Source organism: Erwinia mallotivora, assembly GCF_000590885.1.
GTDB lineage: Bacteria > Pseudomonadota > Gammaproteobacteria > Enterobacterales > Enterobacteriaceae > Erwinia > Erwinia mallotivora.
In genome coordinates this window covers 29,481-44,444 of sequence record NZ_JFHN01000068.1, presented here as the reverse complement: position 1 = coordinate 44,444, position 14,964 = coordinate 29,481, and the positions used below count along the sequence as shown (strand labels likewise).

12 protein-coding genes are annotated in these 14,964 nt (G+C 55.0%); 4 read left to right on the top strand and 8 right to left on the bottom strand.

What is annotated here, in order from left to right; all coding sequences use genetic code 11:
- Nucleotides 1-176: 176 nt before the first annotated feature.
- Together katE and BG55_RS18025 are read left to right on the top strand one after the other, a co-directional pair.
- A complete protein-coding gene (katE, locus tag BG55_RS18030; RefSeq protein ID WP_034940462.1) occupies nucleotides 177-2,441 on the top strand; it encodes a catalase HPII in 2,265 nt (754 codons plus the stop codon).
- A gap of 230 nt (nucleotides 2,442-2,671) precedes the next feature.
- Entirely contained in the window at nucleotides 2,672-3,061 is a 390-nt protein-coding gene (locus BG55_RS18025; protein ID WP_034940461.1) for a DUF6515 family protein, read from the top strand.
- Between the two features lie 51 nt (nucleotides 3,062-3,112).
- On the opposite strand, the gene osmE is transcribed toward BG55_RS18025, so the two are convergent.
- A complete protein-coding gene (gene osmE / locus BG55_RS18020; protein WP_034940459.1) occupies nucleotides 3,113-3,448 on the bottom strand; it encodes an osmotically-inducible lipoprotein OsmE in 336 nt (111 codons plus the stop codon).
- A gap of 550 nt (nucleotides 3,449-3,998) precedes the next feature.
- On the opposite strand from osmE, the gene nadE reads away from it, so the two are divergent.
- Both nadE and cho read left to right on the top strand, forming a co-directional pair.
- Nucleotides 3,999-4,829, top strand: coding sequence for an NAD(+) synthase (gene nadE, locus BG55_RS18010; RefSeq protein WP_034940454.1), 831 nt, complete (start codon nucleotides 3,999-4,001; stop codon nucleotides 4,827-4,829).
- A 222-nt stretch (nucleotides 4,830-5,051) separates the two neighbouring features.
- The gene (cho, locus tag BG55_RS18005; protein WP_034940452.1) at nucleotides 5,052-5,915 is read left to right on the top strand and encodes an excinuclease Cho; all 864 of its coding nucleotides are present in this window, start codon (nucleotides 5,052-5,054) and stop codon (nucleotides 5,913-5,915) included.
- Nucleotides 5,916-6,003: 88 nt separating this feature from the next.
- Here the strand turns inward: cho and spy are convergent, their stop codons facing one another.
- The 7 genes from spy to BG55_RS17970 form a co-directional block, all read right to left on the bottom strand.
- Nucleotides 6,004-6,498: an ATP-independent periplasmic protein-refolding chaperone Spy gene (spy, locus tag BG55_RS18000; RefSeq protein ID WP_034940449.1), complete on the bottom strand. Its 495-nt coding sequence runs from the start codon at nucleotides 6,496-6,498 to the stop codon at nucleotides 6,004-6,006.
- Between the two features lie 366 nt (nucleotides 6,499-6,864).
- On the bottom strand, nucleotides 6,865-7,863 hold the full coding sequence (astE, locus tag BG55_RS17995; protein ID WP_034940445.1) for a succinylglutamate desuccinylase: 999 nt from the start codon (nucleotides 7,861-7,863) through the stop codon (nucleotides 6,865-6,867).
- 80 nt (nucleotides 7,864-7,943) lie between these two features.
- On the bottom strand, nucleotides 7,944-9,272 hold the full coding sequence (gene astB / locus BG55_RS17990; protein ID WP_034940444.1) for an N-succinylarginine dihydrolase: 1,329 nt from the start codon (nucleotides 9,270-9,272) through the stop codon (nucleotides 7,944-7,946).
- Nucleotides 9,269-10,738, bottom strand: a complete 1,470-nt coding sequence (astD, locus tag BG55_RS17985; RefSeq protein ID WP_034940441.1) for a succinylglutamate-semialdehyde dehydrogenase — start codon at nucleotides 10,736-10,738, stop codon at nucleotides 9,269-9,271. The genes astB and astD overlap by 4 nt, the downstream gene beginning before the upstream one ends.
- Nucleotides 10,735-11,772 carry an arginine N-succinyltransferase gene (gene astA / locus BG55_RS17980; protein WP_034940439.1) on the bottom strand — a complete coding sequence of 346 codons (1,038 nt, stop codon included), beginning with the start codon at nucleotides 11,770-11,772 and terminating at the stop codon, nucleotides 10,735-10,737. Before astA ends, astD begins: the two co-directional genes overlap by 4 nt.
- Nucleotides 11,769-12,989, bottom strand: a complete 1,221-nt coding sequence (locus BG55_RS17975; protein ID WP_034940436.1) for a bifunctional succinylornithine transaminase/acetylornithine transaminase — start codon at nucleotides 12,987-12,989, stop codon at nucleotides 11,769-11,771. Before BG55_RS17975 ends, astA begins: the two co-directional genes overlap by 4 nt.
- A 468-nt stretch (nucleotides 12,990-13,457) precedes the next feature.
- Complete coding sequence (locus BG55_RS17970) at nucleotides 13,458-14,891, bottom strand: YchO/YchP family invasin (RefSeq protein ID WP_034940435.1); 1,434 nt, start codon at nucleotides 14,889-14,891, stop codon at nucleotides 13,458-13,460.
- Nucleotides 14,892-14,964 lie beyond the last annotated feature (73 nt).

Here is a 14,964-nt window from a genome sequence, read left to right as displayed (position 1 = left end):
AATCCTCCGGGGCAGAGGTGAGATGCCACCGTCATCACGCTAATCTGCCCCACTCCTGCCATTTTCCCACCGGTAAGCATTCTGCCGGGCGGCTTAACCCTGCGCTTAACAGGCGTACCTGTACCACTGTTCTATAGTTACTGAAGTCTGAAGTGACCACTACCGGAGCAAAGCACATGTCGAAAGAAACTGATAATAAGGAAATAAGCCACAATGCCCCTGCAACCGGGCCTGATTCAGCCAGACCCGGCATGGATTCTCTGGCACCCGAAGGGCGTTCTTATAAACCGCTGGCAGAACCGACGCCCCCCGGCAAACAGCCTACCGCGCCGGGCAGCCTGAAAGCCCCTGATACCCGCAATGCAAAAATCGACGCGCTGGAAACCTTTCGTAAGGGCAGCGAAAATTTCCCCCTGACCACCAACCAGGGAACGCGCATTGCCGACGATCAGAACTCCCTGCGGGCGGGCACGCGCGGCCCCACGCTACTGGAAGATTTTATCCTGCGGGAAAAAATCACCCATTTTGACCACGAACGTATTCCGGAGCGGATCGTACATGCCCGAGGCTCGGCGGCTCACGGTTATTTCCAGCCTTACCGCAATATGAGTGACGTCACCAAAGCTGACTTCCTGCGCGATCCGGACCGCCTGACGCCAGTTTTTGTGCGTTTCTCCACCGTTCAGGGTGGCGCAGGCTCCGCCGACACCGTGCGCGATATCCGTGGCTGGGCCACCAAGTTTTACACTGAAGAGGGAGTTTTTGACCTGGTTGGTAATAACACCCCGGTTTTCTTTATTCAGGATGCGCATAAATTTCCGGATTTTGTTCATGCAGTAAAACCTGAGCCACATAACGAAATCCCACAGGGTCAGAGTGCACATGACACCTTCTGGGATTATGTCTCTCTGCAACCGGAAACGCTGCACAACGTCATCTGGGCGATGTCCGATCGCGGTATTCCTCGTAGCTACCGCACGATGGAAGGTTTTGGCATCCACACCTTTCGATTTATTAATGCTGAAGGTAAAGCGACTTTCGTGCGTTTTCACTGGAAACCCGTCGCGGGCAAGGCTTCTTTGCTGTGGGATGAATCACAGAAACTGACCGGACGCGATCCAGATTTCCATCGCCGCGATCTGTGGGAAGCCATTGAAGCCGGAGACTATCCTGAATATGAACTGGGTGTGCAACTGATCGCCGAAGAGGACGAGTTTAAATTTGACTTTGACCTGCTCGATGCCACCAAGCTGATCCCCGAAGAGCTGGTGCCGGTCGAGTTGATTGGCAAAATGGTGCTTAACCGCAACCCGGATAACTTTTTTGCAGAAACCGAACAGGTGGCCTTTCACCCAGGCCATATCGTGCCCGGCCTGGACTTTACCAATGATCCCCTGTTGCAGGGCCGTCTGTTCTCCTACACCGACACGCAGATCAGCCGACTCGGTGGACCAAACTTCCATGAAATCCCAATTAACCGTCCTACCTGCCCTTATCACAACTTTCAACGGCAGGGAATGCACCGGATGGATATAGATACCAATCCCGCGAACTACCAGCCCAACTCCATCAATGACAACTGGCCACGCGAAACACCTCCCTCCCCGCAACGCGGCGGCTTTGAAAGTTATCAGGAGCGTATTGAGGGGCACAAAGTCCGGGAACGCAGCCCGTCATTCGGGGAATATTATTCGCAGCCGCGACTGTTCTGGAACAGTCAGACACCGGTAGAGCAACAGCACATTATCGATGCGTTCTCATTTGAACTGAGTAAAGTCGCCAGAAGCTGGATCCGTGAACGGGTGGTGGATCATCTGGTGCATATTGATGTGTCACTGGCAAACAGCGTCGCGGAAAATCTGGGTATCGCCCTTTCCGACGAAAAAATGCATACCGCGCCGCCAAAAGATGTTAACGGCCTGAAGAAGGATGCCAGCCTGAGCCTTTATGCCGTGCCGAGCGGCTCAGTTAAAGGCCGCCAGGTGGCGCTGTTGCTCAGCGATGGCGTCATCGCCGCCGACGTACTGGCTATCCTTCAGGAGCTTAAGGCTCAGGGTATACACAGTAAGCTGCTCGCCCGTCATATGGGACAGGTGCGCGCCGATGATGGTTCGCACCTGCCCGTTGATGCCACCTTCAGCGGATTGCCATCACTGACCTTTGACGCTGTGATTGTCCCTGACGGTAATATTGATGCACTGCTCCTCAGTGGTGATGCCCGCTATTTTCTGCTGGAAGCCTATAAACATCTTAAAGTCATTGCATTAAGCGGTGCGGCCCGGCGCTTTATGTCGCAGTTTGGTCTTAACGATGATGAGCAGGAGGAAGGGATGATTGTGGAAAATAAGGCCGAAGGTGTATTGATGAGTGAATTTCTGGCCGCAATGGCCGCGCATCGCGTCTGGTCACGAAGCCAGAAAGCACTCAGCGTACCGGCTTAAGCCTGCATCCGTCTGGTGCCAGAAGGGTTCTGGCACCCACCGTGACTGATGCAGAAAACCGGCAGCGCTGACTGCGCGGCAAGCCCTCAAAGGCAAAGTAAGAGGGATCATGCAGTAAGGGTTAAGAATACGTTAAGCAGTGTAAGAAACGGACAACAGCGGGGCTTTCCTTCTTGTGTTTTGGCTGGCCCGGAGTAATGTTAGCCTCAGTCTGAAGCAGGAGAAACTGTATGAAAAAGGTGATAAGTACTCTTCTTGCCTTAACGTTATTATCGCCCGCGCTGGTTTCCGCTCACCCGGGTGGCTGGGGGCCAGGACCTGGCCCCGGTCCGGGATGGGGACGCGGCTGGGGGCATGGTCCCGGACGGCTGTCAATTCTGCCCGATGCCGCCGCTGCGGTCATTATTGGTGGACTGACTTACTATGCCCTGAATGGCATGTATTATCAGCGTCAGAACGACAACACTTACGTCGTGGTTCAGCCACCAGCAGAACGCCTGAGCGGTAGCATGAATGCCGTTGATTATAACGGTGAGCGTTTCTACGTGCAGGACGGACACTACTATCGTCGTGATATTGATGGCCGCTACCTGGAAGTGCCCCGCCCGCCGGGTCTGTAACAGTAAAAAAAACGGTCACCCCTGGGTGACCGTTTTTTTTACTGCGGCAAATTACTGCCCGGTTTGTGGGTCAGTATCGTAGTCTTTACAGCTCTGGAAACCGTAATTCATCACGCGACCATTATCGCTGTAGCTGACAAAGTAGGTCTGCAATTTACCATCACGCTGGCCGAGAACATAAGTCTGGCAGGTGCCACGGGCATGAACCATGGTAATTTCAGTAGAAGGTGGACCTGCAATATCACGCACCTGCTGACGGGTCATACCCTTTTTCACATCCTGCACTACCGGTTTGGTAACATAGCTTTCCGCACGGTCATAGGCTGTACAGCCAGATAAAACAGCCAGAGCCACAGCAGCACCAATTAATCCTGTAACCTTATTCATGTTTTTTATTCCTCTGAGATTATCCATACCCGCATAAGCCTGGAACATAAAGCCTGTTTAATCAACTTGGTGATAAAGAAAAAAACCGGGAAAAGAGTGACCTGGATGCGTCCGCAGGGGTTTTCGACGATGAGCACGGGCTTTCCGCCTGAAAAGCAAAAAAAGCGCCCTTCACCCTGGTTTTTTTCACCCGCTGGCACTGTACACCACCCCATAGCGCACATCTTCACTGGCGGTGACCTGGGATCACTGCAATTGTCAGGCTGAAGCCTGCGCTGAAACAGTGCCCCGTCCATCGGCCGTAGCCTGGCCCCGAGGCAGGTAAAAACAGCGCCGACAGGATTTGATGCACTTCGACCATTGCCGGCAGGCGACAGAAAACGCTTACGATATTATCTGCATGAATAAATCACTAAAATGACTGATTTATCAGCAAAAGATCGGCCGTTAACAGGATTGAATCTTGTTGTTTCGTCGCAGGCAGGTTAGTTTTACAACAGACCTTATCGCAACCGCCAGACCGGCATGTACTGAATTTGAGGAGAGGTGAATGGCTCTGCAACAGGAAATTATTGAAGCGTTGGGTGTCAAACCCACCATCGACGTGGAGCAGGAAATTCGCACCAGCGTGGATTTTCTGAAATCGTACCTGAAAGCCAATCCGTTTATTAAAACGCTGGTTCTCGGCCTGAGTGGCGGACAGGATTCAACCTTAACCGGCAAGCTCAGCCAGACCGCCATCAGCGAACTGCGCGACGAAACGGGCGACCAGAGCCTGCAATTTATTGCTGTCCGCCTGCCCTATGGCGTGCAGGCTGACGAACAGGATTGTCAGGATGCCATCAATTTTATCCAGCCCGACCGCGTGCTGACGGTAAATATTAAAGAAGCGGTGCTGACCAGTGAAAAAGCGCTGCGTGACGCAGGTATCACGCTGTCTGACTATATTCGCGGAAATGAAAAAGCGCGTGAACGTATGAAGGCACAGTACAGTATTGCCGGAATGACTGCCGGTGTGGTGGTAGGTACGGATCACGCTGCCGAAGCGGTTACCGGATTTTTCACCAAATACGGCGATGGCGGCACCGACATTAACCCAATATTTCGCCTGCACAAAGGCCAGGGAAAACAACTGTTGAAAGCGCTGGGGTGTCCGGAACATCTCTATCTCAAGCATCCGACGGCAGATCTGGAAGATGATCGTCCGGGGCTTCAGGATGAAGTCGCGCTGGGTATCACTTATCAGCAGATCGACCAGTATCTGGAAGGTAAGGATATCGGTCAGGACGCCAGCAGGATCGTCGAGGGCTGGTATCTGAAAACTGAACACAAACGCCGTCCGCCCATCACCGTATTCGATGAGTTCTGGAAGAAAAAGTAAAAAGCAGGTGCCGTCGGGCTGACTTACCCTGGGTTCAGCCAGAAGTCAGGGCAAGGTGGCTGTCGGTCTGTACAATCACAGGCAGGGTTTTCACCGGCGCGAAAGGCGATATCCGTGCCGCACAAAGAGTCAGGTGCATGGTGTATCGCCATTCCCTGTGACGCTTTTTTCTGCATTGCACGTCTGCTACACTGTACATGTAACCAGTAAATGGAGTGTAATGTGGTGAGACGTGCAGTAAGCCCCCGGCTGGAGAGTGAACCCGCCGCGTTCTATCAGTATCCTGAGCATTTGCGTTCTTCGCTGGCCGACCTTCCCTCCCTGCCCGGCGTGTATGTTTTTCACGGAGAAAGCGATACCCTGCCGCTCTACATCGGTAAGAGCGTCAACATCCGCAGCCGGGTAATGTCCCATCTGCGTAATACTGATGAAGCGCGGATGCTGCGTCAGGCACGGCACATTACTTTTATCACCACCGCCGGAGAGCTGGGTGCATTGCTACTGGAAGCGCAAATGATCAAAATCCAGCAGCCCTTATTCAACAAACGACTGCGTAAAAATCGCCAGCTTTGCTCACTGCATATCAGTGGAACTCAACCCACCGTGGTGTATGCCCGGGAGGTGGATTTTTCCCATACGCCAAATCTGTTTGGTCTGTATGCCAGCCGCCGGGCGGCACTGGAGACACTACATAACATTGCTGATGAGCAACGCCTGTGTACCGGAATATTGGGACTGGAAAATCTTCGTTCACAGCGGGCCTGCTTCCGCGCCAGTCTGGGCCGTTGTGCCGGAGCCTGTTGTGGTCAGGAGTCGATGGCTGAGCACCATCAGCGCCTGCTGTCAGCGCTGGAGAGGGTTCGCGTACAGTGCTGGCCCTGGCAGGGAGCAGTGGGCGTGGTGGAAGAAGGCGTCGCGCACAGGCAAATTCATGTGATTAACAACTGGTATTATCTGGGATCGGTAGAGGATATCGCCGCAGCCGGCGAGCTGACCTCCACGCCGCAGGGCTATGACAGTGATGGCTATAAAATTCTTTGTAAACCGGTATTCAGTGGCAAATACCCGATTATTCCGCTGTGCTGAAAGCTGAAAACAAAACCGCCGACGTTGTCCACGGCCCTGAAGCAGGTGAACAACGGCGGCGGTCTCCATTCAGTCTTGCAGTGGCGTATTAATCCTCTGCCGGAGGCATTTTATCTTCGTGCTGAGGTTTTTCCGTCAGACGTTTCTCAAAGTTGTCATTGAACTGTTTTTTCTGCTCTGGGGTCAGAACATTGTACATTTTGTTCTGCACTTCCAGCATTTTCACCGCACGTTCCTTACCGTTGGCTGCCATCTGAGTTGCCTGCGCATCGGCTTTAGCCTGGTCGAACGTATCAGAAGCAATGATGCTGTGCATTGCACGGCGTTCTTCAATGGAAGGCCGTTTCATCTCTTTGTGCGCGTCTTTCATAATCGCATGCATCTGTTGTTTCTGCGCATCGGTCAGTTTCAGATCTTTGAACATAAACATCTCATGCGGACCACCATGACGCGGCGGCTTGTGCATCATAGGTTTGTCTGCACCGGCAGGAGGAGGAGTCATATTATCTGCCGCCGCATGAACGATATTGGCAGCACCCATCGCCAGAGTCATAGCTACAACCAGAGAGGTTAATTTACGCATACCATTTTCCTTACTTTTGGGTCTGAGCCGACAAGGTGTCGGGTTGTCGGAAATCAGTTTAGTGTTCTTAATGTCAAGTACTCACCAACTGAGTAAAACCCTGAAAGCATAAAAGACAAAAAGGCGGCGATCATGGAGAGATTGCGAAGATTATCGTGAGGAATTGCAAAAGGATATGAATTTAAAGCGCTTTATGCAGAAATAATGGCGAAGTGTAATACAGCTGCAAGGATAGGGAAAGGATAAAGTAAATTTAAAAAGGCGCGCAGCGGCAGCGACACAGGGGCTTAAAACAGCATAAAAGCGCCGTGGTTATCAGCTCAGACCCGGCAGCACGGATTGCCAGTGCCGCCGGTGAAAAATCGGTTAAGTCACACCTGTAGCCTGATTGTGGGGCCCTTCCTCTACCAGCATCAGTCCTGCGCGCTGCCCCTGCGCCACGTCCGGATTAGGAAAGATGACATATTCCCGCGCCTGCTGAACATAAAAACGCTGTTCGCCATCTTCTGCCAGCAGCGTGCCCTGAGGAAAAGCGGTGAAATTGAGCGTCTGCGGGCTCATATGCAGGTGGAATGCCGGAGAATGACGGGTAATTTGTTGTGAAACACGGTAGCGGCGCGGCACGGTTGCAGAAACAGCAAGTGGCTCGGCGGATAATACCGCTGCCAGCGCCGCCTGCGCCGCGGCAAACTGCGCCAGATCGTTACTGCCAAACGGCAGTGCTTTGCCCAGTTCCAGCGTACAACTGAGCGCCGCAAAATGCTGACAGCTGTAGTGGGTGAAGGTCCCACCGGGTGCACGATGAAAGACCAGCGCTTCCAGTCCGGCCGCCGACAGCCAGTGCAGAAAATCCTCTGGCCAGGGCGTTTCACGCTGAGGCAGTACGCCAAAGCGACTGTGCCATGACCCCCGTATAGCCGTATGCAGATCCAGATGCCAGCGACGTTCATCGCCACGTCCGGCCTGCCAGAAGGTTTCCATCGCCTGCTCCAGCCGCCATGCCCGACGAACCTCCGGCATATCTTCATAATGCTGCCAGCGACCGCCAAACAGGCGGTTGATATCCGTTCGCAGGTAGCGCCGATTTTCACGCAGAGCAGGGGGATTGCCAAGGATCACCAGCAGCCGGGGCAACAGGACGCGGGTTCCGGCCAGCAGCTCGCTGACCAGCGAATTAAGTATTTCTACCGGTGCCGTCTCGTTACCGTGGATCCCGGCGGAAATAACCAACGCCATTGGCGAGGGATGCTCTGGCGTCACTTCGAGTATCCCTTCATCAAGCCACTGCCATTTTACGTGCTGATTGCGACCAGATAACGACGCGGGCGGCCTGCCAGCCAGAGTTTGTTTCAGAAAATCCTGCATACCTGTTCCTTATTATCAGTGTCGGATGCTCCTTAAAAAAAAGCGCGTCGGCAACGATCTGACGCGCTGTAGTCCCGTATTTACTGCTGAAAGCGGTAAACATTACCTAAGTTTAGCAGCCGGGTGAGTTCGTCCAGCGCTTCCCTGCCCTCAATCAACAATTGTGGGTCAGCCAGATCCTCATGACGCAGGTGGTCGCGATAATATTTTTCCACCCAGCGATTAAGCGCAACGAACAGCCGGTCGTTCATCATCACCGCAGGATTGACTGCCGCCTGCTGGGCTTCATTAAGCACCACACGCAGACGCAGGCAGGCCGGGCCACCGCCATTACACATGCTTTCACGCAGATCGAATACTTTCAGCTCATCAATTAACCCACCGCTTTCAGCCAGTTCGCAGAGGTAACGCCAGACGCCGACATGCTGTCGGGCCTCTTCCGGCAACACCAGTAACATCCTGCCATCAGGCTTGCTCAACAGCTGGCTGTTGAACAGATAAGTCGAAACAGCATCTGACACGCTGACACGCTCCTCAGGCACTTCTACCGCCGTAAAGCCGGGCATTTTTTCCCGCAGTGTCGCCAGCAACGCAGGCTGATGCAGAAACGCCCGCTGATGACAGAACAGCAGTTGCTGGTTGCTGACGGCAATCACATCGTTATGGAACACCCCCTGATCGATAACGTCAGGATTCTGCTGAGCAAATACCGTTCTCCCGGCATCAAGCTGATGCAGACGCGCCACCGCTTCACTCGCTTCCCGGGTCTGCCTGGCCGGATAACGCCGGGGAGAAACCTCGCCATTCCCCTCTTCCCGGCCATAGACAAACAGTTGTACGCCCGAATCGCCATACTGATGGCTGAAACGGTTATGATTAGCCGCCCCCTCGTCGCCAAACAGGGCAACCTGTGGCAAAGCATCATGCACGCAGAAGTGGTCATCGTTATGAAAAATGGCGCGCAGTAATGCGGCGGTGGTGGGTGCCTCAATAGCCCGGTGAAATTTGTTGTTGAGGTTTGCCACGGTCAGATGGACCCGACCATCAGCGCTGTCAGCAGACGGAGACACGGTGGCCGCATTCGCCACCCACATTGCAGATGCTGAACTGGCTGCCGACAACAGCTGAGGAGCCTGGCGAAACGCTTTTTCCACCACCTGTGCATCCGTACCGCTGAAACCGAGCTGGCGCAGGGCAGCCACATTCGGGCGTTCATGAGGCGGGATCACCCCCTGAAGAAACCCCGCGTCTGCCAGCGCTTTCATTTTCAGCAGCCCCTGCTGCGCTGCCAGCCTGGGATTCGATACCTGATGCTGATGGCGGGTGGAAGCCTCATTGCCGAATGAGAGTCCGGCGTAATGGTGGGTCAGGCCCGGCAGGCCATCGAAGTTGGCTTCACGCACGCTCATTTATTCTCCTCCTGCGGGCTGAAATCGAGCCCAGGTGACAACGTCACAGGTAGTGTTAAATCCGCAGATTCCAGCGATGCCATCGGCCATGCACAATAATCAGCGGCATAAAACGCGCTGGCCCGGTGATTACCGGAAGCACCAATACCACCAAAGGGTGCGCTGCTCGCGGCACCGGTCAGCGGTTTGTTCCAGTTAACGATACCGGCCCGCCCTTCAATCAACAGCCGGTCAAACAGCGCGCGCTGTGCAGAGATAAGTCCCAGAGAAAGGCCATAGCGCGTGGCATTTGCCAGCCGGAGTGCCTGGTCAAAATCATCGTAGCGGATGACCGACAGCAAAGGCCCGAACACCTCTTCGTCCGGCAGATTTTTCAGCGTGGTGACATCGATAATGCCCGGTGTCAGAATCGCACTCTCACGCGCAGGCCAGCGCATTGGCAACAGTACTTTTCCACCGGCATCAACCCGCGCCTGCCATTCGCTGAAGACATGCTCAGCGGCCTGCCGGGAAATGACGCTGCCCATAAACGGCTGAGGGTCATCGTCCCAGCTGCCGGTACGAATTCTCCCCGCCACCGCCACCAGCCGGGCAAGAAATGCATCTCCTGCTGCGCCTCTTTTCACCAACATGCGACGCGCGCAGGTACAACGCTGACCTGCACTGATAAAAGCAGACTGGATAGCGATATTCACCGCGGCATCCGCATCGGGGATGTCCTCAACAATCAGGGCATTGTTGCCCCCCATTTCCAGCGCCAGCATTTTATCCGGACGTCCGGCGAACTGCCGGTGTAGCTGATAGCCAGTGGCGGCACTGCCGGTGAATAACAGCCCGTCAATGTCAGGTTCCTGCGCCAGGGCCTGACCGGTATCGCGCCCTCCCTGCACCATATTCAGCACACCACCCGGCAACCCGGCATTCAGCCACAGCCGGACCACTTTTTCGGCGCTGGCAGGGGTCTGCTCACTGGGCTTGAACACCACCGTATTACCCGCCAGCAGCGCCGGGACAATATGGCCGTTGGGCAGATGGCCAGGAAAATTGTAGGGACCAAACACCGCCATCACGCCATGCGGTCGGTGGCGCAGTGAGCCGTCTGCGCTTTGCGTTTCCCCGGTGCGTTCATGCCAGGCTTTTACCGAGATGGCAACTTTATTAATCATCGCCTGAACTTCGGTCGTCGCCTCCCAGCGCGGTTTGCCGGTCTCTTCCGCAATAATGGCGGTCAGCGCTTCACGGTTTTTTTCCAGCAGGACGGCAAACTTTTCCACAATCGCCTGACGTTCGTTAAAAGGCCGCCTGGCCCACCCGGGAAAGGCAGCGCGAGCGGCTTCGCAGGCGGCGGAGACCTGGCCCTGGCTGGCACTTCTCCCCTGCCACAACACGGTACCCCGCACCGGCTCGGATTTGGTGAAATGTTCCCCGCCGCCGATCAGCCATTGTCCATTAATGCAGTGTGTCATGCTTTTTTCTCCGGGCCTGATAAGGTCACCACGCGCAGGGGATCGCCCGGCTCGCAGCGTAAAATGTCAGCCTGTTCCGCAGTCAGGGCAACGTCACCCCCGTGAGGATCGGCTTGCAGTAACATCACACGAAAATCGTGATAGCGTTCGTTGCCAACCAGGCAAACAGGCTGTTGGTTGTCGGCGAGGCGGGTAACCAGCCTCGCCGACAGCAGGCGGCTTTTACGAACGGCACGGATGCGGTCAATGTCGCATTCCAGCGTCGGGCCACCGTCAAAGATGTCGATATAGTTGAGATAGCGGAATCCCTCCGCTTCCAGCACCGCACGGGCCGGTGCGGTATCAGGATGCGTCTGACCGATCACCGCCTGCGCTTCCGGCGAAAGATAATTGATATACAGAGGATGTTTAGGCATCAGTTCGGCGATAAACGACTTCTGACCAGTACCGCTGAGATAGTCAGCCGCGCTGAACGACATCGAGAAAAAGCGGCTGCCGACGCTTTCCCAGAACGGCGAATGGCCGTGCTCATCGCTGACGCCTCGCATTTCGGCCACCACTTTTTGCATAAAGCGCTGGCGAAACGCAGCCATAAACAGAAAACGGGATTTCGATAAAAGGTAACCGTTCCTGCCGTTGCGATAATCCGGGTCGAGAAACAGCGTACACAGCTCACTGCTGCCGGTGTGATCGTTGCTCAATGAGAGCGTGGGCAGGGCGTTGTAGACATTCAGCTCCTTCGAGGCATGAACCTGCGTGCCCACCCGAAAGTTATACCAGGGTTCCTGCAACCCGACCGCGACCTCAATGGCGCAGATGCCCACCGCCTGTTGCGTCTCACTCTCTTCGAGAACAAACACGTAGCCCTGCTCTGCCCTGGGCAACGCATCCTGCCAGGTCAGGATGGAGCGTTCAATGCGTGCCGCCAGCGTCGCGCTGTCGGCAGGAAGCGACGTCAGCCCACCGCCGGTTTTTCCGGCAAGCCTGAGCAGCTTTGCCAGATCGTCACGCTCAACGGGGCGGATCACCATCATAGCGCGGCTCCGGCAATCACCGTGCGGCAGGCCCTTTCAAAGCGGGCCAGCCCCTCTCTGACTTCCTGCTCAGTAATGATCAGCGAGGGGGCAAAACGCACCACGTCAGCACCGGCAATCAGCACCATCAGGCCTTCTTTCACCGCGGCCTGGCTGAATAATTTTGCCTTACCGCTGTAGTCTTCGTTCAGTACACAACCTAACAGCAGGCCCAGCCCGCGAATGTCGCTGAACAGGTGCAAACGTTGATTGACAGCCGTCAGCCCCTCAACAAACCATTGATGGCGTAATTTCACCCCGTCCAGCACCTCCGGCCGATTGACTAATGCCATCACCTCGCCACCGACCGCACCCGCCAGTGGATTGCCGCCATAGGTGGTGCCATGCGTACCAACCCCCAACGCGCGAGCATTTTTTTCCGTGGTCAGCATCGCGCCAATGGGGAAACCGCCACCCAGCGCCTTGGCCGTAGTAAGCACATCCGGCGTGACGCCATAGTGCATGTAAGCATACAGTGAGCCGGTGCGCCCGACGCCGCTCTGCACCTCATCAAAAATCAGCAGCGCCTGGTGCTGGTCGCACAGCTGCCGCAGGCCGCGCAGAAAATCAGGATCGGCCGGGATCACGCCGCCCTCGCCCTGTATGGGTTCAACAATGACCGCACAGGTCTGGTCATTAATCAGCGCCGCCGCCGAGGTTAAATCATTAAAGATGGCGTGGCTGATGCCAGCCGGCAGAGGGGCGAAGTCTTTTGCATAGGCGGGTTGCCCACCCGCCGAAACGGTAAAAAGCGTGCGACCGTGAAAAGCATTTTTAAACGCCACAATCCCGCTTTTCTGTTCACCGCCGCTGTCATGTGCCACTTTACGGGCCAGTTTCAGCGCGGCTTCATTCGCTTCCGCTCCGGAGTTACAGAAAAATACCCGTTCAGCGAAAGTGGCATCAATCAGCTGTCTGGCGAGCCGGAGGATTGGCTCATTGGTATAACCGTTACCCGTGTGCCAGAGCTTCGCCGCCTGTTGCTGCAATGCCTGGCAAAGCGCAGGATGGGCATGCCCGAGGGCATTAACCGCAATACCACCCGCAAAATCGATATAGCTGTTGCCCTGTTGATCCCACAGTGTCGATCCTTCTGCCCGCACAGGTACAAAGCTGGCGGTGGCATAGGTCGGCACGATCCACCGATCAAAATCGTCGCGAGTCACTTCTGATTGCATCTCAGCCTCATTGTCCTGCACAGGGCAGGTAAATAATTAGTTTAAGTAATGTTAATTAAAAGATTCATAACGGCTGTACTGTAATTTGCATGGTTCATGCCAGCCAGTAAAAAAATGCATAAATCAGGTCAGACAAAAGAATATCAATAGGTTAAGGCAGGACCCTATTCACTTTAAATGCATAAAAAGTGCATACTGTGATGCTGCGGGCTGACTCGCGGCATAAAAAACAGAAGAGTTATGCAATGAAAAAATAAAATATCGCTTTTGTGATCGTCGGGGAGATTTGCTTTCAGAAGTGGCCGTTTCACGCTTCATGAGAGTGCAACACGCACCAATACGGCGCAGCGCGTTGGTCACGTCGCCTGACCACGATACTGGCGACAAACGGGCAACGGCATGGAAATGTCCCGGGGACTTTGTGCTGGCAGGGGCTTGCTGTTCCCTGCCGGATGGCAACTGGCTCCGTCAGGGAACCATCAGATCAAAGGCATTATCAGTGCTGTTTTGCAACGTCACCGGTTGTGCCAGCTTCAGGGTGATCCAGTTGGACGTGACACGCTGCTGTCGGCTGTCTTCCAGCGTCACGGAAAGATGATACTCATTAGTGGCATCCGCTGAATTATCCCACTGCGGAATAATGATGCTCCAGCCCTGTGGACTGGTACTGTCAGCAGGCGATGTCAGACTCAGTGCCTGGGTATCCCCCTGCCAGCTAATCGCTTTTATCGCGGCGGTGTGGCGAATCTGCAATTTCAGTGGCAACACCTCACCCGGCTGCACCTGCCAGGGTGGCGTGGCAAGGAATACCGACAGCGTTTTGCGCTGGCGGAACGCCATCACCGGCGTATTGTTACGACTGACAGCATCATAACGACTGCCGCTGAGGGAGCGTGAGGCCGCAACGTTATCGGCAGACAACTGCTTACTGAGCGCCACACCAATCTGATAATTCATCTTCAGGCCAAACTGGTCCTGTGTTTCGCCAGTATCTGCCGTTTTACGTGAAGCGGTCAGCGTGAATAACGGCACAGGCGTGTAGCTGACGCCTAATTCGATAGCGGCGGGATTACTGCCACAGGTGCCGCTGTTGAACAGATCAACCTTGTCACCGAGATACTGCTCATAGCTGAGTGAAACGCCAAGCTGCTGATAAAACGGCAGGTAACCTTGAGTACTGATGTCATAACCGCGTGCCATGCGCATCGCGCTGGTATCGGTGCTGTCACGCCAGCCGGAAAGGGGCTGATAATAGTTGGCCGAGAAGCGCAGAAAATGACTCCATGCCTCGGCACCCAGCGAGCCACGCTGCTGATCTGACTCCAGCAGACTGTCAACAAAGGCGTTATAACCCAGCCGCCAGCTTCCTGCCAGCCATCGCTGTCCCAGACCGGCATTGCCCACCAGACCATAGCGGGTTTGCTGTACGCCTATCTGACTGAACGTCAGATACTGATAATTATCCTGCCACGGGGTAACCAGTTGTGCTGAGGTGCCATCAAAATTGCCGTGGCTGTCAACTTCCAGCGAAAGAGTGGCCCGCCCATAGGGTGAGAGCAGCGCTTTACCCTCATTCTCTGCCCGACGGGCGGCTTCATCACGAAAATGATCAAAAGCCCACTGCCCCGCAGAGCTACCCAGGGATTGATCATCATCGCTGTTCATGCTGGCTTCCCCGATGCTTTTCATCGCCTGGGCCAGCCGTTTTTCCAGCGCAGCATCGGAGGAAGATTGACTGCCAAGATCGGGAAGCTGCTGGCTGAAGCGCCTGGGATCGGAGAAGGGAGCGGCGGCAACGCGGGTGTCCACATTAATGGCATGCGCGACAGGCGGGACCGATGCCGCAAAAGCCAGCAAAAGCTGACTGAGATGTAAGGATGGCAGGTCGTTTACTCTTTTCATAACCTCAATTTATTGCCAGCTGACAGGCCCGGGCAGCGCTGAACACATCGCTGCCTCATGGCCTTAAAACATG

Coding starts and splice junctions, on each gene's coding strand:
- katE (WP_034940462.1), top strand. CDS start 177: ATGTCGAAAGAAACTGATAATAAGGAAATAAGCCACAATGCCCCTGCA.
- BG55_RS18025 (WP_034940461.1), top strand. CDS start 2,672: ATGAAAAAGGTGATAAGTACTCTTCTTGCCTTAACGTTATTATCGCCC.
- osmE (WP_034940459.1), bottom strand. CDS start 3,448: ATGAATAAGGTTACAGGATTAATTGGTGCTGCTGTGGCTCTGGCTGTT.
- nadE (WP_034940454.1), top strand. CDS start 3,999: ATGGCTCTGCAACAGGAAATTATTGAAGCGTTGGGTGTCAAACCCACC.
- spy (WP_034940449.1), bottom strand. CDS start 6,498: ATGCGTAAATTAACCTCTCTGGTTGTAGCTATGACTCTGGCGATGGGT.
- astE (WP_034940445.1), bottom strand. CDS start 7,863: ATGCAGGATTTTCTGAAACAAACTCTGGCTGGCAGGCCGCCCGCGTCG.
- astB (WP_034940444.1), bottom strand. CDS start 9,272: ATGAGCGTGCGTGAAGCCAACTTCGATGGCCTGCCGGGCCTGACCCAC.
- astD (WP_034940441.1), bottom strand. CDS start 10,738: ATGACACACTGCATTAATGGACAATGGCTGATCGGCGGCGGGGAACAT.
- astA (WP_034940439.1), bottom strand. CDS start 11,772: ATGATGGTGATCCGCCCCGTTGAGCGTGACGATCTGGCAAAGCTGCTC.
- BG55_RS17975 (WP_034940436.1), bottom strand. CDS start 12,989: ATGCAATCAGAAGTGACTCGCGACGATTTTGATCGGTGGATCGTGCCG.
- BG55_RS17970 (WP_034940435.1), bottom strand. CDS start 14,891: ATGAAAAGAGTAAACGACCTGCCATCCTTACATCTCAGTCAGCTTTTG.